Annotated in this window: 21 protein-coding genes; 18 read left to right on the forward strand and 3 right to left on the reverse strand. The window is 62.2% G+C overall.

Annotated elements, in window-relative coordinates; genetic code table 11:
- Positions 1 to 122: 122 nt before the first annotated feature.
- From GO986_RS00710 to GO986_RS00730, 5 genes are all read left to right on the forward strand, one after another.
- The gene (locus GO986_RS00710) at positions 123 to 1,298 is read left to right on the forward strand and encodes a phosphopentomutase (protein WP_157457309.1); all 1,176 of its coding nucleotides are present in this window, start codon (positions 123 to 125) and stop codon (positions 1,296 to 1,298) included.
- A 98-nt stretch (positions 1,299 to 1,396) separates the two neighbouring features.
- Positions 1,397 to 1,912: a hypothetical protein gene (locus GO986_RS00715; RefSeq protein WP_369409052.1), complete on the forward strand. Its 516-nt coding sequence runs from the start codon at positions 1,397 to 1,399 to the stop codon at positions 1,910 to 1,912.
- Between the two features lie 258 nt (positions 1,913 to 2,170).
- A complete protein-coding gene (gene hisD, locus GO986_RS00720) occupies positions 2,171 to 3,517 on the forward strand; it encodes a histidinol dehydrogenase (RefSeq protein WP_157457311.1) in 1,347 nt (448 codons plus the stop codon).
- A complete protein-coding gene (yedA, locus tag GO986_RS00725; protein ID WP_157457312.1) occupies positions 3,514 to 4,407 on the forward strand; it encodes a drug/metabolite exporter YedA in 894 nt (297 codons plus the stop codon). Before hisD ends, yedA begins: the two co-directional genes overlap by 4 nt.
- Positions 4,404 to 4,994: an antibiotic biosynthesis monooxygenase gene (locus GO986_RS00730; protein ID WP_369409053.1), complete on the forward strand. Its 591-nt coding sequence runs from the start codon at positions 4,404 to 4,406 to the stop codon at positions 4,992 to 4,994. Before yedA ends, GO986_RS00730 begins: the two co-directional genes overlap by 4 nt.
- Positions 4,995 to 5,333: 339 nt before the next feature.
- On the opposite strand, the gene GO986_RS00735 is transcribed toward GO986_RS00730, so the two are convergent.
- Positions 5,334 to 6,353 carry a D-alanine--D-alanine ligase family protein gene (locus tag GO986_RS00735; protein ID WP_369409054.1) on the reverse strand — a complete coding sequence of 340 codons (1,020 nt, stop codon included), beginning with the start codon at positions 6,351 to 6,353 and terminating at the stop codon, positions 5,334 to 5,336.
- A 399-nt stretch (positions 6,354 to 6,752) separates the two neighbouring features.
- Here GO986_RS00735 and GO986_RS00740 point away from each other — a divergent pair, with 399 nt between their 5' ends.
- From GO986_RS00740 to GO986_RS00750, 3 genes are all read left to right on the forward strand, one after another.
- The gene (locus GO986_RS00740) at positions 6,753 to 8,471 is read left to right on the forward strand and encodes an ABC transporter substrate-binding protein (protein ID WP_157457314.1); all 1,719 of its coding nucleotides are present in this window, start codon (positions 6,753 to 6,755) and stop codon (positions 8,469 to 8,471) included.
- 373 nt (positions 8,472 to 8,844) lie between these two features.
- Positions 8,845 to 9,867: an ABC transporter permease gene (locus tag GO986_RS00745; RefSeq protein ID WP_157457315.1), complete on the forward strand. Its 1,023-nt coding sequence runs from the start codon at positions 8,845 to 8,847 to the stop codon at positions 9,865 to 9,867.
- 31 nt (positions 9,868 to 9,898) lie between these two features.
- Positions 9,899 to 10,924 carry an ABC transporter permease gene (locus GO986_RS00750; protein ID WP_157457316.1) on the forward strand — a complete coding sequence of 342 codons (1,026 nt, stop codon included), beginning with the start codon at positions 9,899 to 9,901 and terminating at the stop codon, positions 10,922 to 10,924.
- A gap of 234 nt (positions 10,925 to 11,158) precedes the next feature.
- Here the strand turns inward: GO986_RS00750 and GO986_RS00755 are convergent, their stop codons facing one another.
- Together GO986_RS00755 and ygfZ are read right to left on the reverse strand one after the other, a co-directional pair.
- The gene (locus GO986_RS00755) at positions 11,159 to 11,599 is read right to left on the reverse strand and encodes a hypothetical protein (protein WP_157457317.1); all 441 of its coding nucleotides are present in this window, start codon (positions 11,597 to 11,599) and stop codon (positions 11,159 to 11,161) included.
- Complete coding sequence (gene ygfZ, locus GO986_RS00760) at positions 11,592 to 12,461, reverse strand: CAF17-like 4Fe-4S cluster assembly/insertion protein YgfZ (RefSeq protein WP_157457318.1); 870 nt, start codon at positions 12,459 to 12,461, stop codon at positions 11,592 to 11,594. The genes GO986_RS00755 and ygfZ overlap by 8 nt, the downstream gene beginning before the upstream one ends.
- A 566-nt stretch (positions 12,462 to 13,027) precedes the next feature.
- Here ygfZ and GO986_RS00765 point away from each other — a divergent pair.
- The 10 genes from GO986_RS00765 (at position 13,028) to GO986_RS00810 (ending at position 25,585) form a co-directional block, all read left to right on the forward strand.
- The gene (locus GO986_RS00765) at positions 13,028 to 13,297 is read left to right on the forward strand and encodes a hypothetical protein (RefSeq protein WP_157457319.1); all 270 of its coding nucleotides are present in this window, start codon (positions 13,028 to 13,030) and stop codon (positions 13,295 to 13,297) included.
- 71 nt (positions 13,298 to 13,368) lie between these two features.
- Positions 13,369 to 14,976, forward strand: a complete 1,608-nt coding sequence (locus GO986_RS00770) for a DUF5995 family protein (protein WP_157457320.1) — start codon at positions 13,369 to 13,371, stop codon at positions 14,974 to 14,976.
- 11 nt (positions 14,977 to 14,987) lie between these two features.
- A complete protein-coding gene (locus tag GO986_RS00775; protein WP_157457321.1) occupies positions 14,988 to 15,623 on the forward strand; it encodes a hypothetical protein in 636 nt (211 codons plus the stop codon).
- Positions 15,624 to 15,986: 363 nt separating this feature from the next.
- Positions 15,987 to 16,913 (forward strand): PrsW family glutamic-type intramembrane protease, encoded by a 927-nt coding sequence (locus GO986_RS00780; RefSeq protein ID WP_157457322.1) that lies wholly within the window; start codon positions 15,987 to 15,989, stop codon positions 16,911 to 16,913.
- The gene (locus GO986_RS00785; RefSeq protein WP_157457323.1) at positions 16,910 to 17,290 is read left to right on the forward strand and encodes a hypothetical protein; all 381 of its coding nucleotides are present in this window, start codon (positions 16,910 to 16,912) and stop codon (positions 17,288 to 17,290) included. Before GO986_RS00780 ends, GO986_RS00785 begins: the two co-directional genes overlap by 4 nt.
- A gap of 8 nt (positions 17,291 to 17,298) precedes the next feature.
- Complete coding sequence (locus GO986_RS00790) at positions 17,299 to 18,030, forward strand: SHOCT domain-containing protein (protein ID WP_157457324.1); 732 nt, start codon at positions 17,299 to 17,301, stop codon at positions 18,028 to 18,030.
- A 95-nt stretch (positions 18,031 to 18,125) separates the two neighbouring features.
- Entirely contained in the window at positions 18,126 to 20,597 is a 2,472-nt protein-coding gene (locus GO986_RS00795) for a type I restriction-modification system subunit M (protein WP_157457325.1), read from the forward strand.
- A 100-nt stretch (positions 20,598 to 20,697) separates the two neighbouring features.
- Complete coding sequence (locus tag GO986_RS00800; protein ID WP_198170338.1) at positions 20,698 to 22,656, forward strand: restriction endonuclease subunit S; 1,959 nt, start codon at positions 20,698 to 20,700, stop codon at positions 22,654 to 22,656.
- Positions 22,653 to 23,597, forward strand: coding sequence for an ImmA/IrrE family metallo-endopeptidase (locus GO986_RS00805; protein WP_157457327.1), 945 nt, complete (start codon positions 22,653 to 22,655; stop codon positions 23,595 to 23,597). The genes GO986_RS00800 and GO986_RS00805 overlap by 4 nt, the downstream gene beginning before the upstream one ends.
- 47 nt (positions 23,598 to 23,644) lie before the next feature.
- Positions 23,645 to 25,585 (forward strand): GmrSD restriction endonuclease domain-containing protein, encoded by a 1,941-nt coding sequence (locus GO986_RS00810; RefSeq protein ID WP_157457328.1) that lies wholly within the window; start codon positions 23,645 to 23,647, stop codon positions 25,583 to 25,585.
- The last annotated feature ends 11 nt before the right edge of the window (positions 25,586 to 25,596 follow it).

The following is a 25,596-nucleotide window of genomic DNA, read 5'->3' on the forward strand; positions in this document are numbered from 1 at the left end:
AAACTGAGCGGGCGTGCTGAGGGGCTGCACCCGCAGTGGCAGGCCGCCCAGCTGCCCCCCGAAGCCCCTGACCTCCGCCTCTGAATCGCTCCCTTTGTGCCTGGCTGGCCTACACTGACCCCATGCTGCTGACGATTCTCGTGCTGGATTCTGTGGGGGCCGGCGAACTGCCCGACGCCGAGCAGTTTGGCGACGCTGGCTCGCACACCCTCAACCACACCCTGAAAGCGGCGCCCGCCGCCTTGCCCAACCTGGCAGCGCTGGGGCTGGCCCAGGTGCCCACCATTGAGACAGGCCCAGACACCATTCCGGCGGTCCCAGCCCAGGGGGCCTACGGCCGCATGCGCGAGGTCAGCCCCGGCAAGGACACCAGCACAGGCCACTGGGAATTCATGGGCGTGCAGCTGCAGTACCCGTTCCAGATTTTCCCGGACGGCTTTCCGCCGGCCGTCATGGACCAGTTTGACGCCGCCACCGGCAAAGGCCACCTGTGTAACCGCCCCTATTCCGGCACGGATGTCATCCGCGACTTTGGCCCCGAACATCTGACGACAGGCGCGCCGATTGTGTACACCAGCGGAGACAGCGTGTTCCAGATTGCCGCCCACGAGGACGTGGTGCCGCTGGACACCCTGTACGCCTGGTGCCAGGCCGCCCGCGACATCCTGCAGGGCGAATACGCCGTGGCGCGCGTGATTGCCCGGCCCTTCCGGGGCGAGTTTCCCTTCGAGCGCGCCAACGAGCACCGCAAGGACTTCAGCCTGGTGCCGCCGCCCACTGTGCTAGACGCCGTCAAGGCCACCGGACAGGCCGTCGTGGGGATCGGCAAGATTCCCGATATCTACGCGCACCGGGGCTTTACCGAAGAGATTCATACCGACGACAACGCCGACGGCATTGCCAAGACCCTGGCCCGCATGCAGCAGGCCGCGCAGGACGGCACCTCGGGCCTGATTTTTACCAACCTCGTGGACTTTGACAGCAAGTATGGCCACCGCCGCGACCCGGCCGGCTACAGCGCCTGCCTGGCGCAGTTGGACGCGGCGCTGCCGGACCTGCTGGCAGCGGTGCCAGAGGGCGGCGCCCTCATCATCACCAGCGACCACGGCAACGACCCCACCTGGCACGGCAGCGACCACACCCGCGAACACGGCCTGCTGCTCATGCACCGCGCGGGCTGGGCCGGCGTGAATCTGGGGGAGCGCGCCACCTTCGCCGACCTGGGCGCCAGCGTGGCCGAGGCGCTGGGCGCCGACTGGACCGGGCCGGGTGAGAGCTTCTGGACGCGGCCGAGCTAACCCCAGAGGCCTTTAGCCTGACCCTGTCGCTGGGGGGGCGCTACGCCGGAGAACAGCACTGGACCCTCCAGGGGGAGCGCAGCGCATTTGCCGCGCGGGTGCAGACTGACTTTGGCGGCGTGCTGCCAGAAATCCGCCGGGTGCAGACCAGCCGCCTGCACCCCCGCCACCGCAGCAGCCTGGGCTACGCCGAGGGCGACGGCCGGGGCCGCCCCAGCTTCGAGGTCAATTTTGACCGTAAGGCCGGGCTGATTCACCTGCGCCAGGGCCGCGACGAGGCGTCCAGCCCGCTGACCACCGAATACCACGACCCGGTCAGTCTGCTGCTGTGGCTGCGCTGGCTGACCGCTCAGGAGGGCGGCGGCCCCGAGCGCACCTACGCCCAGCTGACCGGCGGCCGCGTGCTGATTCAGCGCCTGCCCGATACCGAGCTGGGCGGCGTGACGTGCAGCGGGTATTTTCTGCGTCCCGGCAACGCCTACGTATATATCGAGCAGGACGAGCCATGGCGCCTGATGCGCCTGATTCAGCCCACCGACTTTGGCCCTGTCGAGGCCAACGCGCAGGGCGCGGCCCGCCGCCCGACCCCCGAACGCCGCCGGCGAAGGGTGTAAGCCCAGAGGCGCCGGTTGTCGGAACACCAGGCAGGGCAAGTGGCGCCAAGTCAGCAGGACGGACAGGCCTACAAGAAGTGAGTCCGTCCTGCTTTCCTGCGGGCATACCCTGCCGAGAATTGCCCTCACCCGCTTTCCCAGCACCATCCACACAAGTCGGACGCCCTGCCCCGCAAAGCGCGCAGACTGAGACGCCTCCGCGCGTGGTCTGTGCCCGCGCACCACTTCCCGCCTCCCGCGCCCCCTTACGGAGTTTCCATGCAAGTGCTGCAAGGCCCAGATGCCCGGCGTGCCCTGACGCGCACCTTTAACGACCTGCCCGTTCCTGACGCCGTGCTGAGGCGCATCGAAGCCACCTTTGGCGAGGCCCTGAGCCCCGAGGCGGTCGTGGAGCGCCTCCTGGCCGATGTGCGCGCGCGCGGCGACGACGCCCTGCGCGACTGGACCGAGCGGCTGGACGGCCACCGCCCCGAAGAACTGGCTGTCAGCGCCGAGGACCTGGCGGCCGCTGCGGTGGACGGCCCCCTGCACAGCGCCATCCGTCTGGCCATCGCCCGCGTGCGGGCCTTTTATGAGGCGCAGCCGGCCCACGGCTTTCTGAACCACGGGCCGGACGGCGCGCTGGGCCAGCTGGTGCGGCCACTGGGCCGGGTAGGGGTTTATGTTCCGGGCGGCCTGGCGCCCCTGATCAGCACCTTGATTCATACCGCCGTACCTGCGCAAGTGGCGGGCGTGCGGGACATCGTGGTGACCACCCCACCCGACCGGGAGGGCCGCATTCACCCCGCCATTCTGGTGGCGGCGCGCGAACTGGGCCTGACCCAGCTGTACAAGGTCGGCGGCGCGCAGGCCATCGGGGCGCTGGCCTACGGCACCGCCAGCATCCCTGCTGTGGACAAGATTGCCGGGCCGGGCAACCTGTTTGTGGTCATTGCCAAGCGCATGGTGTACGGCATGGCGGGCATCGAGAGCCTGCCTGGCCCTACCGAGACGCTGGTGGTGGCTGACGACAGCGCCGACCCACGCTTTGTGGCCGCCGACCTGCTGGCCCAGGCCGAACACAACGGCGCCGAGCCGGTCCTGGTGTCCACCAGCCGCGACCTCTTGCTGCGGGTCCAGGCCGAGCTGAACGGGCAACTTGAGGCGCTGCCCGAACCCAACCGCAGCTGGGCGCGCGACAGTGTGCAGGCGCGCATGAAGGTGGTGCTGGCCGGATCGCTGGCGGAGGCACTGGAGCTCTCCAACCTGTACGCCCCCGAACACCTGTGCCTGCTGACCCGCGACCCCTGGAGCCTGCTGGGCGGGGTGCAGCGCGCAGGCGGTGTCTTTCTGGGCGAAGCCAGCATGGAGGCGCTGGGGGACTACGTGGCCGGCCCCAGTCACGTGATGCCCACCGGCGGCACCGCCCGCTTCATGAGTCCGGTCAACGTGCGGGACTTTCAGACCATCATTTCGGTGGTGGGCCTGACGGAAGACACGCTGCGCCGCATTGGCCCGGCGGGTGCGCTGCTGGCCCGCGCTGAGGGCCTGGAGGCCCACGCCCGCGCCATCGAGAGCCGTCTGAACGCCCAGGAAGACGCGCCGGGCGCCTTTCTTCCCCTATGACCGCCGCCGCCCGGCGGGCCTCTGGCCTGACGCCACTGGTGCTGGTGTGCCTGAGCCTGGTGTACGTGGTGTGGGGCAGCACGTATTTCGGCATCAAGGTCGCCATCGAAACCCTGCCCCCGCTGGGCATGCTGGCGGTGCGCTTCGTGCTGGCCGGGGCGCTGCTGCTGGCCTTCTTGCGTCTGCGCGGCGCGCCCTGGCCCACGGCGCGCGAGTGGGGCGCCAGTGCCCTGGTCGGGACGCTGCTGCTGGGCGGCGGCACCGGCCTGGTCACATTGGCCGAGCGCGACGCCAGCAGCAGTGTGGCGGCGCTGGTGATTGCGGTGTCTCCCCTGTTCGCCGCTCTGTTTGGCCGATTGTGGGGCGAGCGCACACGTGGGCGTGAGTGGCTGGGCATCGGGGTGGGCCTGCTGGGCATTGCCCTCCTGAATCTGGGTGAGCTGCGCGCCACGCCGCAGGCCGCCCTGCTGCTCATTCTGGCGCCGATATGCTGGACCTTCGGCAGCCAGTGGTCGCGCCGCCTGCCCCTGCCCGCCGGCCTGATGGGCAGCGCCGCCGAGATGCTGACGGGCGGCGGGGTGCTGCTGGGCCTCAGCCTGCTGCTGGGCGAACCCTGGGGGACACCCAGCGCGGCCAGCCTGTGGGCCCTGGCGTACCTGACCGTCTTTGGCAGCCTGGTGGCCTACTCGGCTTACATGTACCTGGTGGCGCACACCCGCCCGGCGCTGGCGACGAGCTACGCCTACGTCAATCCGGTAGTGGCGGTGCTGCTGGGTGTAGGGCTGGGCGGCGAACGCCTGGGCCCCCTGGGCTGGGTCGCCCTGGGCGTCATTCTGGCCGGGGTGCTGCTCGTGGCCTGGCCGCGCCCTGAGGCCGAAGCGGCGCCGTGACCGCCAGCCTCGACTTCCAGTTTCAGGAGCATCAGCCGGCCGACCCCATCAGCCTGGTGATTCGGCGCCGCATCCGGCCCGGCTCTGAAGCCGAGTACGAGGCCCTGCTGACCGAGGCCAACGCGCTGCTGTCCCGGATTCCCGGTCACCGGGGCGTCGGGGTGATTCGGCCTGCACCGGGCGAACACGAATACACGCTGCTGGCCCGTTTCGATTCGCTGACGAGCGCCGCCGCCTGGGAACTCTCGCCCGAGCGGGCAGCCTGGCTGGCGCGCGTGACGCCGCTGGTGGACGAACAGGTCAGTTTTGAAAAGCAGCCGGGCCTGGACTTCTGGTTTACCCCGCCGGCCGCGCCCCAACTGCGCCAGCCGCCCCGCTGGAAGATGGCCTTGCTGACCCTGGCCGCCCTGTACCCCGTGAGCCTGAGCACCGGCTGGCTGTTCGGCGAGGCCCTGCGCCCCTGGCTGGGCCACTGGCCCACACCCCTGCGCGCCCTCCCGCAAATGGTGGTGGTCGTGCTCTCCATGACCTATCTGGTGATGCCCGCCGTGACGCGCTGGGCGACAGGGTGGCTCAGAAAGATGTAGGGAGGCGCCTCCACTTTTCGCCTTTTCTGTTTAGACGGTTCGGGAAGAGGCGGCCGTGCCGAAAGGAACGAGGCTGCACGGGGGGTTCTCAGCCTCTTCCGACTGCCTTTGATTCTCCTGGGAAGGCCTGAAAAGAGAGCCTCGCCGTAGTTATAGAGATGCTCAACTGACAGAGGGGCACCGCAGAGCGAGGCGGAGCACAACGGCATCCGGGCATGAGGCACACCTCTCGTTCCGTCCTCCTGATAGGACAGGGAGATCTCTGTCCAATGGGCATTCACCCCGGCAGAAGGCCACCTCAATACCTGGGCGCTGACTGGCCCCACAGCTTAGTTTTGGTTACCTGTCTTCCAGCGCCAGTCCCACCAGCCGCGTAACCAGTTCGCTGTAGCTCAGGCCGGCGGCCTCAAACAGCTTGGGATACATGCTGGTGGTGGTAAAGCCGGGCATGGTGTTGACCTCATTCAGCAGCAGCTCGCCGGTCTGCTCGATATAAAAGAAGTCCACCCGCGCCAGGCCCGCGCAGTCCAGGGCGCGGAAGGCTTGCAGGGCGGTGGTGCGGACCCGCTCTGCCACCTCAGGGGGGAGGGGCGCCGGGATGTGCATGGTGGCGCGGCCCTCGGTGTATTTGGTTTCGTAGTCGTAGAACTCGGCCTCAAAGCGCAGTTCGCCGACTGGGCTGGCAATGGGCGCGTCGTTGCCCAGAATCCCAACCTCTATTTCGCGGGGGCGGTGCGTGGTCATGGCCTCCAGAATCACACGGCGGTCCAGGCCAAACGCCAGATTCAGGGCACCGTCCAGCTCTGCGGGCGTCCCCACCTTGCTGATGCCCACGCTGGACCCCAGGTTGGCCGGTTTGACAAAGAGGGGGTAACCCAGGTCGGCCGCGCGCGCGCGCACGCTGTCGGGATGCTGCTGCCACTCGCGGCGCACGGCCAGGCGCCAGGCCACCTGGGCAATCCCCACCGAAGCCAGCACCTGCTTGGTCATCACCTTGTCCATGCTGACGGCGCTGCCCAGCACGCCGCTGCCCACAAAGGGAATGCCGGCCAGTGTCAGCAGGCCCTGCACAGTGCCGTCCTCACCCATTGGCCCATGCAGCAGCGGAAAGACGGCGTCGTAACCCTCGGCACTGGCGGCGCGGTGCAGCACGAGGTCGCCGCCCGTGGGAGCCGCGCCGTCTTGCAAGGCGCGCACGGTTTCGGTGGGGGGCAGCCAGCGCCCCTGCTTGCTGATGACCACAGGCGTCACGTCGAACTGGTCGCGTGGCAGGGCCGCCAACACGCTGCGGGCACTCAGGAGGCTGACCTCGTGTTCACCGGACTGGCCGCCAGCCAGCAGCAGAATGCGCTTCTTCACGCGGCGCAGTATGTCATGGGGCCGCCAGCCCGCGGCGCGGGGCAGCCCCAGGCAGCCTGGGGGCCTCCAGAACGGCCTTCACCCCGCTTCTGGTGTTCCCTGGACAGACAGCCCCTCTCCGCTCCAGGTGTCAGTCACCTTCTCTCTGCCTCGCTTCTCCCCCATTTACCCCCAGCGGGCGGACTGCTTGGCCACACAGCCTCTCCGCAAAAACTGCGTTCCAGTCGGCAAAAATTTCGCCAACACAGGCCAGAGTCTAACAGGGACGGACATCACACCAACCCCAAATGTGCTGCGCTATGATGCGCGGCGATTCAACCCACTAGACAGCGCCGCGCGAGGCTCACACCGCTACACCTGAAATTCGCGTTGCCTGTCAGAACAGCCCCCGGAGGCCTAATGAAGAAATTTGCCGCACTGACCGCCCTGCTTGCCCTGACCACCGCGCTGGCCGTTGCTCCCAAGGACACCCTCGTGGAGCAGGTGGGCGCCGATATCCCCACCATGGACCCCGGCGTGACCTACGACACCGCCTCGGGCGCCGTCGTGGAAAACATGTACGAAACCCTGCTGACCTACAGCGGGGCCAGCCTGACCAAGCTCGAGCCCCTGCTGGCCACCAAATGGACCATCAGCAACGGCGGCAAGACCTACACCTTCGATCTGCGCAAGAACGTCAAGTTCCATAGCGGCAACGCCTTTGACTGCGCCGACGCCGAATACACCTTCGAGCGCAACCTGGTGACCAACAGCCCCGAGTCCGGCAACTGGTTTATCAGCGAGTCTCTGCTGGGCACGGGCGCCAACGCTGCTGACGACAAGACCATCACCTGGGCCCGCATTGACAAGGCCGTGGAGTGCAACAACGCCGGCCAGCTGGTCTTCACCCTGCCCAGCGTTGACCCCGCCTTCCTGGCCAAGCTGGCCTACACTGGCCAGAGCATCGTGGACCGCGACCACGCCATCAAGATTGGCGAGTGGAAGGGCACCAGCGCCGATATGGCCAACTGGGTGGGCAAGGACCTGACCAACTCCAACCTCAGCAAGCAGCCCAGCGGCACCGGCGCCTACAAGTTCGTGCGCAAGGACGCCAACGCCTTCCTGGCCACCGCGTTTGACGGCTACTGGGGCAAGAAGCCGGCCATCAAGAACGTGATCATCCAGAAGGTCGGCGAACTGGCGGCCCGTCAGCAGGCCTTCCTGCGCGGCGACGCTGACATCATCGAAGGCGGCGGGCGCGCCGTGGACGAAGAGCAGATCAAGGGCAAGCCCGGCGTGACCTGGGTGGAAAACCTCCCCAACACCGGCGCCACCGCCATCTTCATGAACCAGAACATCAAGGCATCCACCGCGCTGGGCAGCGGCAAGCTGGACGGCAAGGGCATTCCCGCCAACTTCTTCAAGGACGCCAACGTGCGCCGCGGCTTCAGCTACGCGTTTAACTACACGCAATACATCAACGACGTGCAAAACGGCAAGGGCAAGCAGCGCACCATGCTGCTCCCCGACACCTTCCCTGGCTACGACAGCAAGGTCAGCACCTACAAGTTTGACGCCAAGCAGGCCGAAACCTACTTCAAGCGCGCCTGGGGCGGCCAGCTGTGGAAGAACGGCTTCGTACTGAACGCCAACTACCGCGCCGGTGCTGTGGCTGCCCAGACCGCCATGGAAATCCTGAAGCGCAACATCGAAAGCATGAACCCCAAGTTCAAGGTGAACATCACCGCCAAGCCCTGGAGCGAAATGCTGGCCGACTCCAAGACGGGTAAGGAAGCCATGATCATCATCGGCTGGGCGCCTGACTACGCCGACCCTGACAACTTCATGTACACCTTCTACTCCAGCAACGGGTACTACTACCCCCGCAACAACTGGAAAGACGCCCAGGTGGACAAGTGGCTGGACCAGGCCCGCAGCACGGTCAACACGGCCGAGCGTAACCGCCTGTACAGCCTGGTGGGCAAGAAGGCCTACGAGCAGGCCCCTTACATCCTGATTCCGGCAGGCGTGGGCTTTAACTTCTACCGCGACACCCTGGTGGGTGCCGGTGCCACCAACTTCAACCCCATGATCAGCTTTGCCACCGGGACCTTCTGGAAGGAACTGAGCAAGAAGTAAGGTCATGACGGCGGCGCGTCTCTTTCCCGCCGCGTCCTAGACAGGGCAGCCTCTGTGCAGGCTGCCCTGCTTGCTGTGCCCCGTACGCCGGAGCTGACGCAGAGCGTTTCTTAAGGCTTTGTGGGCCGCCCCGTCCTGAGGCCCCCAAAAGGTGCCTGCACAGCGCCGGAAGGCGTCCAGGACCGCCTGAAGCCGCGCCGCTTTGTCCCACCATGCTGCCCCTGACCTTTGCGCAGGCCGCCGGTTGTGGTCTAGGCTAGAGGGCGGATTCCACATTAACGGTTCCACCCCACTGGCTTGTTGTGTTCACCTTTCTTTCCTCCGCTGCTGCGTGCGCTGCACCTGCGCCCGGAGACTTCCCACCGAGGCCCCCATGTTGAATTTCATCGTGAGGCGGCTCATCCAGATTCCTGTGGTGATGCTCGTCCTCTCCCTGATGATTGTCGGCCTGACGCAGCTGCTGACCCCCGAGCAGCGCGCCGCGCCGTACATCCGCAGCGAGCAGCAGGCCGCTCGCCTGGAACAGATCATCGAGCAGCGCGGCCTGCGCGACCCTTTTCCCGTGCAGTACCAGCGCTGGCTGAGCGCGACCCTTAAAGGCGACCTCGGCTATTCCAGAGCCAGCAGCCAGGATGTGATCGTCACCATCAAGGAGCGGCTGCCCCGCACCATCGAGCTGACGATTATCACCGCCATTCCCATCTTGCTGCTGAGCATCTGGCTGGGCACGCTGAGCGCCCTGCACAAAGACAAACTGATTGACCAGACCCTGCGCGTGTTCGTGGTCCTGGGGTACAGTCTCCCCAGTTTCGTGGTGGGGATTCTGCTGCTGGCCGTGTTTTACGCCTATCTGGGTTGGTTGCCCGGCGCGGGGCAGGTCAGCGTGCTGAATCAGTTTGCGCTGTCGGATATTCAGCGTTACACCGGCCTGCTGTCGGTGGACGCCGCCCTCAACGGCCGCTGGGACGTGGCCTGGGACGTTGTGCAGCACCTCGTTCTGCCATCAGTGACGCTCATTATCGTGCTGAGCGCCAGCATCATCAAGGTGATGCGCAACAACATGCTTGAAGCGCTGACCAGTGACTTTGTGCGCACGGCGCGGGCCAAGGGCCTGTCGAGCCGCGTCGTCAACAACAAGCACGCCCGCCGCAACGCCCTGCTGAGCATTGTTACCCTGGGCGGCTTTCTGATTATCGGTCTGCTGAGCGGCTCGCTGATTACCGAAACCATCTTTGCCTACCCTGGGGTGGGGCAGTGGGTGGTGCAAGCGGCGCTGGGCGTGGACCTGGCCGCCGTGCTGGGCTTTGCCATGCTCTCGGCCATCATCGTGGTGGTCGTGAGTACGATTGTGGACATTCTGTACGGCGTGATTGACCCGCGCGTGAGGTTTGACTGATGCCCCATTTCCCCCTCCCCCGGAGAATCGCATGACCACCGTCGCCGCGCCCAAAGCCCAGAACCGCAGCGGCTGGCAACTGTTTTGGACCAGCCCCGCCGTACGAAAACTGCGCCGCAATCCCCTGGCAATCACGGGGCTCATCATCACGCTGCTCTTTGGCCTGATCGCTCTGTTTGCGCCCCTGATTGCAGTGCCCAAAGACCGCAGCAATTGCCTGCGCGACCTGAACATCACCGAACGCAACCAGATTTTTAGCCCAGTAAGTGGCGCCTTCTGGCAGGCTACCCTGGCACCGCCCAAGAGCTGTTACCTGACCGAGCGCCTGAGCTTTCAGCAGCAGCCTACCGCCCCTAATCAGGACGCTCTGTTTGGCACAGTCAACGGCTACAATATCTTTTACGGTCTGATCTGGGGTACACGCACCGCCCTGAAACTGTCGTTCATCATCGTGGGGATTACGCTGCTGACCGGTGTGATTATCGGGGCCATCAGCGGCTACTACGGCGGCTGGATTGACAACCTGATTCAGCGCTTCATTGACGTGCTGTTTGCCCTGCCGCCGCTGATTCTGACGGTTGTGATTCTGACGATCTTGCGTGCTCGCCTGAGCGGCGGGGGCGTCTATGATCCCACCATTCCCATGATCGTGGCGTTCTGTATTGCAGGCTGGGCCGGCTACGCCCGCCTCATTCGCGGCGAGGTGCTGCGGACCCGTCAGCTGGAGTATGTGGACGCCGCCCGTAGCCTGGGCGCCCGCGACTTCCGCCTGATCATGAAACACGTGGTGCCCAACAGCGTGGCCGCCGTCTTTACCACCGCTGTGCTTGACCTGGCTACAGTGCCGCTGACCATCGCGGGCCTGTCCTTCCTGGGCCTGGGCTTTGAGCCGGGTTACTCAGAGTGGGGCCAGCTGGTGGACTTTGCGCGCGCGTGGCTGAAGCCTGAATACTGGTACGTGCTGGTGTATCCGGCGGCCTTTATCGTACTGTTCAGCCTGGCCTTTAACCTCTTTGGTGACGGGTTGCGCGACGCGCTCGATCCCAAGTCCCGCTAAAGCACACAGTCAAGGCGCCGCTTCCTTTCAACGGGGAAGCGGCGCCTTTCTGTTTCGGATGCAGCATTCACTCACTTAACGCGAGCGAGGCTGTCTGTCTCAACGGTTTAGCCTCACGCCTTGAGAGCAGAACCCAGAACCACCCCACAAGCTGAGGCGGCTCTGAATTTCCATAGATGACCTCTCTGGCCTGGCTGTCCGGTAGGGCGCTACTCTCCAAAGCGCGTGACCGGGTTACCCGTCCTGTGCGGGGCTTCTCACCCAGCGGTCAAGGCTAGCCCAGGCCAGCAGGTGCCCACCCGCTGCCAGCACCAGCAGGAAGAGGGCTAGACCCCAGGCCGGAGCAAAGGCGCCGGCCAGCAGCAGCGGCACTCCAGGCACCCCAGCCAGCTGAAAGGCCCCTGTTAGCGCCGCCTGAGGGGCGGGCCACTGGGCGTTCTGGGCCGCGCGGCGTGCCAGTAGATACGCCATCAGGCCCAGACCGGCGGCCAGGCCTGCCAGCACCACAGCCGCTCCTAGCGGCAACTCCGACTGGCCACTCAGCCACTGCGCCGCGCCCACTGCCACACTGGGCACCGCCAGCACCAGCAGCGCCAGCAGGTAGGCGCGGCGCGCCGCCCGCAGGAGTCCCGCGCGGCTCCCAGCCTTCAGGTCGTGCCCAAACCGTTCAAGCATGGGTCAGGTGCAGCGTGGCGGCCTGCCCAGCCACTTCCACCGCCGCGCCCTGGGGCAGGTCCTTGCGAATGCGGGTCACGCTGCCTGGCCCGGCGTGTAGCCCAGCCTGCCCCACCACCCGGCCTTCGTGGGTGACCTCGCTACCGGCCGGCCACGGGCCCGCCCCGTCCAGACGGGCCAGGTGATAGCGGGCATTTCCCCGCGCCTCCAGGCGCGCCATGATCTCCTGCCCCACATAGCACCCCTTACGGTAGCTGATGGCTGGGAGGGGGCCGCTCAGGTCCAGCCCAACCTCCTGCGGCAGGGTGCCTTCCAGGGCGTCGCGGGTGATGTCAGGCAGACCAGCCGTCACGCGCGCTGCGTCCAAGTCACCCAGAGGGCGCTCTGACCCCGGCAACGCCGCCAGGACCGCCTCCTCTTCACGCGCCAGATAATGCAGGTCCAGGCCAGGTGTGCCGGTGCGGTTCACGCGCCCAGCCAGGACGGCCGCGCCGCCCAGGGCCAGCGACTGCGCCTCGCCGCCGGCCAGGTCCCAGCCGGGCACGGCCTCTGCCTGCCAGACATGCACCGTCCTGAGGTCAACTGAGGTGTCTTGAAGCTCTACCTGATCAAACACGATATAGCGCCGGAGCCGCGCGGCCAGGGCGTCCGCCTGCCCCTCATCCAGATGAATGTAGACGTCCTGTTCACGGCGATAGACGCGCGCAAACTGCTCAATCTGGCCGCGCACATTCAGAAACGCGCAGGCCACCAGGCCCGGCGTGGGCGCGGCGCGCAGGTTGTTGGTCATCTGACCATGCACAAAATCCACGCGGTCCGCGCCCGTGACGCGCAGACTGCTGGAAGGAATTCGGGTCCACATGAGGCCTAGGGTAAGCCAAGGCGGTCCGCAGGTCTGCGAGGCGACTCGCAAGTGGCTGGAGAAGGCGGGACAGTGGGCCGCCCAACCTTCCTGCCCTCTGTACATGTCGGGGATGGAATTATGCTCGGCTCAACGAAATGCCTGTCAGCACTTTCAGAGCGAACGACTCCTGCTAAGCACCCCATCCGCCAAATCAAGCTCTTTAACTCAGGCCAAAAGAAAAATCCCCGTCTAGGACGAGGATTGTTTTCTGTGGTGGCGATGCCCGGACTTGAACCGGGGACCTAACGATTATGAGTCGTTCGCTCTAACCAGCTTCGGAGAATTACCGTCCCAGACAGTGTAAACTGTCATTACGGAAATGTCAAAACTTACCAGAAACACACGATTTGCCATCAGCGACTCTGATGAATATGCCATATGACAGAAAGTTCGCTGCGACTCAGCAGAACTTGGCATGAACTCAGCAAAGCCGCGCCTCACCAACTCCGCCCGACCCTAAACACCCGTTCTCGCTTCGCCCCAGTGCCCTTCCAGGTATTGGGGCCTCTTCTTTAGGAGGCCACATGAACTTTACCGATGTCGAATATATTCGCGCCCGACTCGCAGGCAACAGTATCCCGACTCCCGTCATTCAGGAATATCTGCAAATTCTCGGCAATCTGAACGCCCTGAGCATTCTGCTCTCGCCAGGCGACGACGAGGAGATGGACGGGCCAGAGCAAATGCATTTGGAAAAGCTTTACCGTGCCCACCGCACGCGCCGGGCCTGGCTTGAAGCCGAATATCCTGCGCTTGCCCTGGCAGCTAAGCCCAGAGATTGGGCAGAGCACTAAGCACAAGGGTCAGAAGTGGTTCTCCAGCAAAATCGCTCACTTCTATAGACGAAATGCTCTAGGGTTCAGCTATGACGTTCGAGGAGCGCCGTCCTACTCAGGGTACGATTACACCAGCATCCTCTCCCACCCAATATGCTGAGCCGGTGATGGCCTTAGGGTCTCCTTCTTCGGCCAGGGCAACGAGTGAGCGTTTGGCGGGGTCTATCAGCCCTTGGCGCAAGAGTGGCAAGCTCTTTGGGAATCCGCCGGTCAGGGACGAAAACGATGTGCCCAACATCAAAATTGGCGAGAGCGAGCAACAGTATAAAACCTTGCTTGCAGGGGCCAGGAGTTTGCTCAAGGGCCAACGGGACCGTGCCGACGCGATGCTCAGCAAAGACAAAAAGAAGGTGACGGACTACCGGTACTGGTTTGCCAAGGTCTACAGCTACGTCACGGAGCAGGAAATCCGGTACTGCGAAGAACGCACGTTCGATTACCCCAGCTACGTCATGCAGTGCGTCCTGAACTTCGACAAGATTTACGCCGACAACCTGGAAGCGACCAGCGCGAAGGTAGAGCCCCACTGGAAAGCAGCCTTCAAGACTGCCGACCAGATGGAAGGGGGCGATGGCTTTCCTACCGAAGCGGGCGGAGCAATTTTTTCATTGGTGGCGTCTATGCTCGCCCACATTCGTTATGACTTGCCGCGTGCCGAAGCCTGGGTGGCGGAGAGTTACGGCCAGAAGTACGGCGCGAAGCCGTCTGACTTCAAACCCGATTTCTTCCGCATGAGCGGCGTCTTTGACATCGCCGGGCGCAAGATGTACGGCGACATTCAGAAGCTTCTGAACGATGGCAGCGTGAGCGGTGCTACAGGAACATGGGCAGTGCATCAGGGAATTCAGGCCAACCTGACCGACGGGGCTATGCGCTACGTGATGGGCGCTGACATGAGCACTGAACGTCTGGTGACCTGGCGGCGCATGACAGCCCTGGTCGGCGATGACCTGACGCCCAAGAATCCCTATACGCTCAAAGACGGCAAGCTGACGGGAGACATCACGAAGACACCCGCAGCGGGCATCGGGAACTTAAATAAGATTGCGCCAGAGGCCATTCGGCCAAGCATGAACGGAATTGAGCCGAACTCTACCCTCGACCGCTATGGCGATGTCTTGGGCGGCTTGCAAGTCTGGGCGCAGGACTTCGTGCAGGACTTTACGGTGGGAAACCAGTACGTTGCCAAAGAAACAAAGGCGTACCTCGACCCTCAGCAGCGCGAAAAAATGGTTCCTGAGCGACATGCCAGCATGTTGTTACAGCTTATGTGGCTGTATTCCAAGGGCTTTGACGAACCGGATGTCCAGCGGTTGGTCATGTTGGCCCTCAAGACTGCCAAAGCGCAGGGCAGCCTGGTGATGGTCGTCAATATGGTGGATGCGTTTGCTTTGTTACAGGCTTTCCCTCTAGATAACAACCAAGATATAGTGAAGCTCCTTACTGAAGATTATTACGAAACGCTGGAGCCCCTGAATGCTGCCAATCTCATTATTAAATGGAAAGCCATAGGCATAGAGGATTCAGTGGTTATCGCCCAAATCTTGCGAATCTATAATTCTTTGCCTAGCGCGAAGAAGAAAATTGTTAAGCGCATCTTGGCAGAAGAGAAATCTGAAATCGCCTTTATAAAGTGAGGCCGGGGATTATGAAAATCGCTCTTCTCGCTATTGCAATTATTCTCGCTGGGGGAAGTGTTGTTATGACGAACAAAAGCGCTCAGCCAGAACGCACGCCAGAACAGGCAGTCGGTCAATTTATTCAGGCCCTGCTTTTGGTGGACGCAAATCTACTCGCAGACTCCATGAACCTAGAGCAATCCGGCGAAGACATCTTGAGAGAAGGTTGGGGAGAATTATCCGCTTATATAGACCGCCGACAACCCCGTGACCCGAAGCGTTATAGCTGGGAAGTAAAGGATGTCAAAATCTCTCCAACAACGCCTCGGTATGCGACGGCGACAGTTGAATACACCACACCAGACTCGGCTGCCGAGGCAGAAAAAATCCTTGAAATTCAAGGGGCACAATACGATAAAGACGGACGTCTAACTGGGTTTGACCCTGACATTCATATTAGTGATGCACAAGCCGCGCAGATGGCGGCGTCTGACCCCAGTATCCCTCGTATCCACTATCGGGTTCCTGTGGGCCTCGTGCGTTCTCAGAACGATTCTCAGCGCTGGGCTGTGAACCCTGCCCGTCAGGCTGCACAGCCCCTGCTTGAAGTGGTTATCAATGGAGCCAGTTTAGAGAGCAATCAGCAGTACCGTGTCAAACCTTAGAGAGACTTTCCCTCTCCCAGTAAAGGGATTTCTTTTGACTCCCGTTCTCTTTTCGGCCCTATGAGCGCCTCACCAACTTGCTCAACAAATTGATGACATGCGCAGAGCCGGGGCGACGACATCATCCATCACCACCACTAAAGTTAGTGGTTGCTACCAGAGGCAAACCACCTGTTGGAGGTGTCCTGGCGGCACGAATCTGCGGCTCTGCCTGATGCCTGGAGAGCGTAACGTGAGACACCATGAGGTCACACCGTGTCTGATGTCGCTTCGCAGCTTGACCATCCTGATGTGGTCCCCGTTGTCCCAGTGGCTGCGGCACCCCCGAATTCTCCTACACGGACGGAACGGCCCCTCCAGGCTTTGATTGATGATTTCAAAGGTCTACCCTTTGACGTACTCTTTCCCGTTCGCCGCTGGCTGGGCGACCAGCCCTGGCGCATGCGGTGGGTCCAGGCTCTGTTGTTCTTCGCCCTGTTTCCCCTCTCCCTCACGCACCTCTGGGGCATTGACGCAGAGATTCAAGACGCGGCTTGGGCCATTGGCACCTACTTCGCGCTGTTGTGGGGCTACGTGCTCTGGGCCATCGTCCAGCCGGGCCAGCTCAAACGCCGCAACCTCTTCCTCATCACCGTGTTCACCGCCATCGTGGGCGTCTTCTTGGTGCTGACCCTCCAGAAACTGCCGTTCATTTCTGCGCTGTACAGCGCCACCGAATGGAACTTCAGCCCCGCCCGGCTGGTGGGCTTTGTGGCAGGCGTTGGCCTAGTTGAGGAAGCGGTGAAGCTCCTGCCCGTCTTCTGGCTGGCCGTCAAGTGGCGTGAAATTCGCACGCCCCGCGAAGCAGCTTTCTACGCTGGCATCAGTGGCCTGGCATTTGGTGTCGCCGAAGCAGTTGCCTACTCCATCCATTACACCGATACCAACACCTTTGGCATGACATTCGGGCTGGTGGGCAGCGGCAACTATGTGGTGTCCGAATTCCTGCGTCTTATCACCCTGCCTTTTTTGCATTGCGTCTTCAGCGGTATTGCTGGGTACTACCTGGGGCTGAGCCTGCTGGCTCCCCAGCGCCGGACGGCCCTACTTCTGTTGGGGGTAGGGGTTACAGCACTTCTGCATGGACTGTATGACTTCTTTGCGGGCGGCTGGCTGGGCTTGGGCGTGGCTGGAGTCGCCATCGTGACCTTCGTGGCGTATCTGCGGAGCGCCGAGCACATCACGCAGCACATCACTGGGAAGGATGAGCCCATCCCACCTGTCGCCCCCACCAAGAAGGAGCTCGTATGACCGGACGCCACACCGTACCAACCGCCCAAATGCCGACTGAGGGTACAGCGCCCATTCCAACCATCGAGCCCGAAGTATCAGCCACAGCACGTCAGGCGGCCCTCCCCGATGCCTCCTTTTTCAAGTTCCTGCCACGGGTGCTCATGGCGACGAACGCCATTCTGCTGCTGTTGCTGGCTTTCCAGCTGTTCCACCGCCCGAAGTACGAGTACATGACGGCTTCGCCGGACGACCTGAAGTTCGAGGAGGAAATGAACGCTATGGGCGCGCAGGGCTGGAAAGCAGACAGTTGCCGACGTGCCTCCTCTGAAAACGACTTCGGGGCAACAGACTTCAGCTACGAGTGCGTCATGTCCCGCCCCAAATTGGGTTGGTAAGGAGAATCATGTCGTTCCTGAAAAAGCTGGAGGAAATCGGCAAAAAAGCAACTGAGGTGGCGGTCGAGCTGGGCACAGAAGGCCAGAAACGCTACGCCGAATATCAGGAAAAAAGCGCCGAGCAGCGGAAGGTTGCCGAAGCCGAGGCCGCCCAGAAGTGGGCTGAAACTGAAGCCCTCCTGGCCCACTGCCTGCCCAGCCCGATCAAGTTCAAGGTGACGGCCAACTACCACGGTGGCTACCCAGGCATGCCGGACATCATCGACAGCGGCGAACTCTACCTGGGCGACACGTTCATGGTCTGGGTCAAGCTCCCGACGGTGGTTCGCATCGACTACAGCACCGTCCATGACTTGGAACTGGATAACTTCAAGGTCAGCATGATGCGCAGTTTCCTTGCCAACGGGGCAGACAATGACGTTCATCGGCTCAAGAACACGGTCGCCGTGCACTGCCGGGTGAACGGCGTGAAGCAGCGCATCAAGTTCGAAATCTGGGGCGGCCTGAGCGTCCACGCGGGGGCCCTGAATGCCCAGAAAGTTGTGGACCACATGGCCGAGTTCCGGCATCTGTTCATTCAGGAGCCAGCGCTTGCGGCACCAGCGGCACCGACCACCGCAGCACCTGCCGGTCTGTCCATCACACAGGAACTGGAACGCCCGGCGGAACTGCACGCCAAGGGCGTGCTGGACCAGGACGAGTTCCGGGCCTTCAAGGCCAAGTTGCTGGCCAACCTCTAAACCTGGGCGAACGCTGGTCAGAGGGCTGGGGCGAAAAACACCGTCCTGGCCTTCATCCGCTTTGCCAAGCCCGACCATATCCTGACGGAGATTTCATGCCCAAACTCACCCTCAAACAACTGGAGCGGCACCTGTTCGCCGCCGCTGACATCCTGCGCGGCAAGATGGACGCCTCCGACTTCAAGGAATACATCTTCGGCATGCTGTTCCTCAAGCGTGCTTCGGACGTGTTCGGGGCGCAGTACAGCCGCATCCTCAAAGAGCAGCTGGCCCTGGGCCGCACCCCAGAAGAAGCCAAGCAACGCGCCGAATCGCGCTCACGGTACGAAGACCAACAGGTGTTCTATGTCCCTGAACAGGCTCGCTGGGAGTCCCTGCGCGACCACCTACACAAGGACGTAGGCGACGGCTTGAACAAGGCGCTGGCTGCCCTCGAAGAGGAGAACTTTGCTGCACTCGAAGGCGTGGTCGGACACATTGACTTTAACCGCCGTGTCGGGCAGACCCGGATTGCCGACAGCAAACTGCGCGAGTTGATTGACCACTTCAGTAAGCAGCCCCTGCTGAACGAAAACTTCGAGTTTCCCGACCTGCTGGGAGCTGCCTACGAGTATTTGGTCAAGGAGTTTGCCGATAGCGCAGGCAAGAAAGGCGGCGAATTTTATACTCCACGTGACGTAGTGCGCCTGATGGTGCGTCTGCTCAACCCGCAGCCCAAGATGCGCGTGTACGACCCCACCGTCGGCTCTGGCGGCATGCTGATTCAGAGCCGCCAGCATGTGGAAGAACATGGCGGCGACCCCTCTACGGTGGCCCTGTACGGTCAGGATGCCAACGGCGGGTCGTGGGCCATGGCCAAGATGAACCTCATCATGCACGGGATTTACGACGCCACGCTGCACAACGACGACACGCTGGCCCGCCCGCTGCACAAGGAACCCGACGGCGGCCTGATGCGCTTTGACCGCGTGATTGCCAATCCACCCTTCAGCCTGAACTACGTCCAGAAAGAGTTGCAGGTCGCCCACCGCTTCAAGTACGGCTACACACCCGAAGGCGGCAAGAAGGCTGACCTGATGTTCCTCCAGCACATGTTGGCCGTCACCCGCCAGAACGGTATGGTCGCCACGGTGATGCCACACGGCGTGTTGTTCCGGGGCGGCGAAGAGAAGGCGATTCGCACCGGCCTGCTGAACGACGACGTGCTGGAGGCCGTCATCGGCCTGCCTGCCAACCTGTTCTACGGCACCGGCATTCCCGCCGCCATCCTGATTCTTCGGCACCAGGGTGATAAGCCCGTTGACCGCCAGAACAAGGTGCTGTTCATCAACGCCGACGCTGAGTACCACAGTGGCCGCGCTCAGAACTACCTGCGAGCCGAGCACATCGAGAAGATTGCGAGCACCTACGCCGCATTCCAGGACGTCCCCGGCTACGCCCGCGTGGTGACTCGGCAGGAACTGCGCGACAACGACGACAACCTGAACATCCGCCGTTATGCCGACAATACCCCCGCCCCCGAACCCCATGACGTGCGTGCCCACCTTCAGGGGGGCGTGCCCCGGCGCGAAGTAGAGGCCCAACAAGGGCTCTTTGCATCACATGGTTTTGACGTAACGGTCGTATTTCCCCCGACGGAATCCACCGAGACGTACCTTCACTTTGCTCCGTACATTACGAGTCGGCAGCATCTTCGGCAGGTGGTAGACATCAGCGTTGGTGTCCTCCAGACCGAGCAGAATATTCAGAAGCGCTTCGTCAACTGGTGGGACGAGCATCACCTCCACATTGCCCGCCTGCCCGAAACGAAGGCTCTCCAGACCTTGCGGGCCGAGCTGCTGGGGAGCTTTCAGGTGGCGTTCGCCCGCAGTCTGGACAGCGTTGGAGAAGGCGTGAAGATTAACTCCACGCCCCTCCTGACCCCCTTCCAAGTGGCCGGGGTCATCGCTTCCTGGTGGGATGACAATAAGTTCAACCTGAAGACGCTGGCGGCCAATGGCTGGGCCGAGCTGCTCAGCGGCTGGATTGCCAACGCCACCAGCGAGGACGGCGACACCGCCACCACCGGGGGCATTGACCGTGACCGCTTGCTGCATGCCCTGGCCCCCAGAGCCATGCAAGCCCTTGCCACACTAGACGAACGCCGGGCCGAACTGGAAGCAGCGTTAGCCGAACTAGAAGGAGACGAGGACGGCGAAGACGACACCGACGAGCGCGACCCGATGCAAGCCGTTTACAACGCAGGTGTCGCGAAAGTGGTCAAGAAGCAACTGGGCGACCTGAAGAAGGCCCACAAGGCCACCCTTGCCAATGCGCTGGGCAGTTTGGCCGCCGCCGCCCACGCCATGAGCGACACGCAGCGGGAGGCGTTGGCCCTCGGCCTGATGCGCGAGAACCTAGAGACGGCCCTGACCCGCGCCATTACCACGCACCGCAACCGGATTGTGACCACGCTGGAAGGCTGGCATGACAAATACCATGTGAGCCTGCGAACGCTGGAGCAAGAGCGCAACGCCGCCGCCCAGCAGTTAGAAGGATTCTTGCGGGAGTTGGGTTATGCCGGGTGAGAGAACAAGACAACCTGTTCGGGAAATAGTCACCCGCTCTTTTTCTGGCCCAAGCCCTGACTGTGAAGAGATTCCCGTTAAGGGTGGGCAGAAGTGGGCTGTGCTCAAAACAACAGCAATTACTTGGACAGGCTGGAATCAGTACGCGAACAAGATTCTCCCGGCATGGTTCCCGGTCAATCAAGACCTGCAAGTTCGCACAGGCGACATTCTAATAACCAAAGCAGGGCCGCGTGAGCGCACTGGCGTGATTGCTTACGCTAACGATGTATCAGTAAACATTGTGCCTTCCGGGAAAATGCTTTGCCTCCGCATCAATCCAGCCAAAGCGGAGGCAAGGTACGTCTACCGTGCAATGGCCTTACCCGAAGCACGACAGTATCTGAACGACCGCACAACCGGGATGGCAGAGTCTCAAGTCAACTTCGCCAATGAGGTTGTTCTTGACCTGCCCTTAGAGTTACCCCCACTACCCGAACAGCGCCGGATTGCCGACATCCTCGATACGCTTGACCGCACCATTGAAGGCACGCAGCGCATCATTGTCAAGCTTCAGGCCGCCCGCCAAGGCTTGCTGCACGACCTGCTGACGCGGGGGGTGGACGAACGCGGCCACCTCCGCGACCCGGAGAAAACCCCGGAATTGTTTAAGGACACGGTGCTGGGGCGTGTGCCAAGGGATTGGGAGGTTGTGCGGGTTGCTGATGTATTAGCACAACCTCCTAGGAACGGCTACAGCCCAAGCGAAGTCCCTAGCTACAACGGTACGCTCATGCTTGGCCTCGGTTGTTTGACTCCTCATGGCTTTAGCCCCAGGCAGTTGAAGAACGCTCCTGAACAAGACTCTCGGCTGAGTGCCTACTTCCTACAAGATGGGGACTTATTGCTTAGCAGAGCCAATACACGTCAACTTGTGGCCGCAGTGGGCATATACCGAGATGTGGGTGTTCCTTGCATATACCCAGATTTAATGATGCGTTTAGTGCCACTTTCCATTGTGTCAGCTCAATTCCTTGAGCTCCTGTTACGGCTACCCAAGGTTCGTCGCCAGATGATAGCCAACGCTCAAGGAACTTCGGAGAGTATGGTCAAAATCAGCTCCGCCATAGTAAGAGAAGTCCGTGTGCCTCTACCGAGTCGCGCAGAACAAATGTCGATTGAAAGCGTCCTAGGCGCTAATGACGACAAGCTACGTGTTGAACAAGCCCAACTTGCCAAGCTGCTAACGCTCAAGCGGGGGCTAATGGAAGACTTGCTGACGGGGCGAAAGCGAGTGTCTGTCGGAGAGAGTGAACCCGCAAAGCAGGCAGAGACCGAGCCACTGGCCAACATCTCCTTTGAATCACCTCGCACCCCTGCGTTCGACCCGGTTGTCAACTTCCGGGCAAGCGCAGGCGTAGACCCGGCTGCCCAGACCGATTGGGTAGCTCAGGCGCGTGAGATAGCAGCACGCCAGCAAGTCGCGGCCTACTCGCGGGAAGCCTTAGACAGGGCAGTCGCTGACCTTGCCGAGCTGTCTAGGACGCTGGACGGCATCTTGCAGGTTCCTGATGTCCTGAAGGCGGCAGGCGTGCGCTTTGTGCTGCTCAAGCACCCCAAGGGCAGCAAGACCAGTGGGGCCGCCTTCTGGCTGGATGCCGGGGCCAAGTCCCCGACCCAGCCGGTAGTGGCTCTCTCTATGCGCTACCCGCACATCGACGTGTTTTGGTTCAACTTGTTTCACGAGCTGGGCCACATCTGGCATAACCACGCGGCAGTCATGGGCGAAGAGTTGGTGACCTACAGTGACCCGGCTCCAGCCGAGCAGGAGGCGCATGCCTACGCCCGCGAAGCCTTGATTCCTGACGCCATCTGGCAGCCCTACTTGCACACTGGCAACCATACGATGAGAGGAATACTCGCCTTCGCTAGGACAGTCGGGCGGCATCACGCCACGGTGGCTGGACGCTTGGGCAACGACCTGAAGGATTTCCCCCGGTTCAACAGCCGAGACCACCGCCCGACTGTTCCCACCGACTTGTTTGACCGTCTGCTGCTGCGGCTTGGAGGTTCTCTATGAACACGGACTTGTATGGCCGCGAACTTCCGCCTCTGTTCGATGACTTCGTCAAGCTGGACACACTCGATGAGCTGTTTCAGCGCAGCCGGGACTACAGGGGCAGCCAGCAGTATCTCAATACGTTGCGGTTCATTCGGAAGTTCACGCAGTACAGCCCCTACAACACCTTCCTGATTCGGATGCAGCGCCCAGAAGCCACCTACGTAGCGACAGCAGCCAAATGGAAACGCGAGCACCGGCGCATGGTGCTACCGGAAGCCCGTCCACTGGTCTTGCTGGTGCCGTTCGGCCCTGTTCACTTCGTGTACGACCTCGCCGATACAGCGGGAGACGACTCGCGTATTCCAGAACAGGCACTGCATCCTTTCGCGGTGGGTGGGCGGCTTGCGCCCCATGTATGGGACAACACGCTGGCCCACGCCGAACAAGAAGGCATCTTGGTCGAGCAGCAGCCGATGGAGCCGCTGAAAGCAGGGTACGTCCGCCGAACCGAGGCACACGAGAAAGGGCGCTTCGTGGTCATGCTGAATTCGACCCAGCCTCTTGAAGAGCGTTACGCCACGCTCATCCATGAATTGGCCCATGTGCTGTGTGGTCACTTGGGCAAAGCCCCCAATGAAAAGAACTGGGATGAGCGTTCTCGCTTGCCCTTGGCTGAGCGGGAAATCGAAGCAGAGTCGGTACTGTATCTCGTGACTGGACGGCAAGGGGTGTACGCGAAATCGGAAGAATACCTGGCTAACTTCATCGGCAAATTCGGGGACATGATTCCGCCCATCAGCTTTACGACGGTACTCACTGTCTCCGGGGACTTGGAGCGCTGGGGTCAGTCGGCCCTTAAAAAGACAGGCAAAGGGGCACAAGCGGGGACAGATTCGATGCAGCAGTTGTTCGCTCGGCAGTTCTGGGCACCCACCGATTCAGAGCCGGACGACACGTAAATCTGTTCAGGCGGGTGCGGCAGCAGTGGTAGCGTGACGGCCAGACTATGAAAATCGCGGACATCCTCAGCCAGATTGACCTGAACACCGTGGCACTCCCAGAGTTTCAGCGCGGCTATGTCTGGAACCGCGACCAGGTGCGTGGCCTGATGCGCTCGCTCTATCACCGCTACCCGGTGGGCAGCCTGCTGACATGGAAGACGCGGGGCGACACGACGGCGACCAGAGGGGGAGCCGCGTCCACCTTGGGGGCCATCAGCCTGCTGTTGGACGGCCAGCAGCGCATGACCAGCCTCTACGGCGTGATGCGGGGCAAGCCACCCCGCTTTTTTGATGGCAATGTCAAGGCTTTCACCGGCCTGTACTTCAACCTCGACACCGAAGAATTCGAGTTCTACGCACCGCAGAAAATGCAGAACAACCCCCTGTGGCTCAACGTCACCGAGCTGTTTACGGATGCCAGCAAACTGGGCAGCTTGGGCAGGGTTTTGTTCGGCGGCATGCCCGACAAGGCTGACAATTACTTTGAACGAATCATGCGCCTTAAGAATATCGGTGACATTGATGTTCACATCGAAGAAATCGTCGGAGAAGACAAGACCGTCGAAACCGTCGTGGACATCTTTAACAAGGTCAACAGCGGCGGCACCAAGCTGTCGAGCGGGGACTTGGCCCTGGCCAAGGTGTGCGCCGAATGGCCACAGGCGCGTGAAGAGATGCAACAAGCCCTGCGCGAGTGGTCGGCGATAGGCTTTCACTTCAAACTCGACTGGCTGATGCGGGTCATCAACGCTGTCGTGACCGGAGAAGCGTATTACGCGGCCCTTTCGCACGTCACGCCCGCTCAGTTCCAGCAGGGCTTGGCCGACGCCAAGAAGGCCATCAACCGGCTGCTGAATCTGGTGAATTCGTCTCTCGGCCTCGACAGCGACCAAGTGCTGGGCAGCCGTTACTCGTTCCCAGTCATGGCCCGCTACATCCATCAGCGGGGTAAGGACTTCAACAGCCACACCGAGCGGCAAAAGCTGCTCTACTGGTACATCCACACCTTCTTGTGGGGGCGGTACGCAGGTTCCACAGAGAGTGTCTTGGCGCGTGACCTGAACCTCATCAGCGACTCAGAAGGAGCGCTTGACCGCCTGATTGCCGACTTGAGGCGCAACCGGGGTGACCTGAAGGTGCGTCCGGAAGACTTTGAAGGCTCCACGAGGGGAGCACGCTTTTACCCCATGCTGTACATGCTCAGCCGGGTCGAGCACGCTCGCGACTGGGAGAGCGGCGTCGAGCTGCGCAACGCCCTTCTTGGCTCACTTAGCAAGCTGCAAGTCCATCACGTTTTCCCGCAGGCGCAGCTCAAGAGGGCCGGGATAGACCGTCAGCTCATCAACGCCATCGCCAACTTCACGTTCTTGACGCAGGAAACCAACCTGCTGATTTCCGATGACCTGCCCGAACAGTATCTGCCCACCTTCGCCGCGAAACATCCGGGGGCCATCGAATCGCACTGGATTCCGATGACACCGGAGCTGTGGTCGGTAGACCAGTACCGGGCTTTTCTGGCCAAGCGCCGGGAGTTGCTCGCCGGGGCGGCCAACACCTTCCTAAACAGCTTGATTGGCGGTACCCTGAGCACCGCCACCGAAGAACCGCAAGACACCCTGCCTGCGGTCAGCACAGCACTAGGAGACGAAGAGTCGAAGGTGCTGGAGGAAGTCAATGCTTGGGTGATGGCCCAGGGCCTGCCCGAAGGAGTGCTGCGGCATGAACTGGTGGACGCCGAGGGCGAACTGCTGGCGACGCTGGATGTGGCTTGGCTGAATGGTCTTCAAGAGGGGCTGAGTCAACCCGTTGCCCTGCTGCTGGCCGAACCCGACCTCACCCTGGCTGCGGCCAATCAGGCGGGCTATCTGTATTTCACGGATGCTGCACAGTTTCGGAGCTATGTGGAGCGCGACGTGCTGGCCGGAAACCAAGCAGCGGAAGCGTGATGCTGAGCCCC

Origin of the sequence: Deinococcus arboris (assembly GCF_009755355.1) — a bacterium.
In the GTDB taxonomy this organism is placed as follows: Bacteria; Deinococcota; Deinococci; order Deinococcales; family Deinococcaceae; genus Deinococcus; species Deinococcus betulae.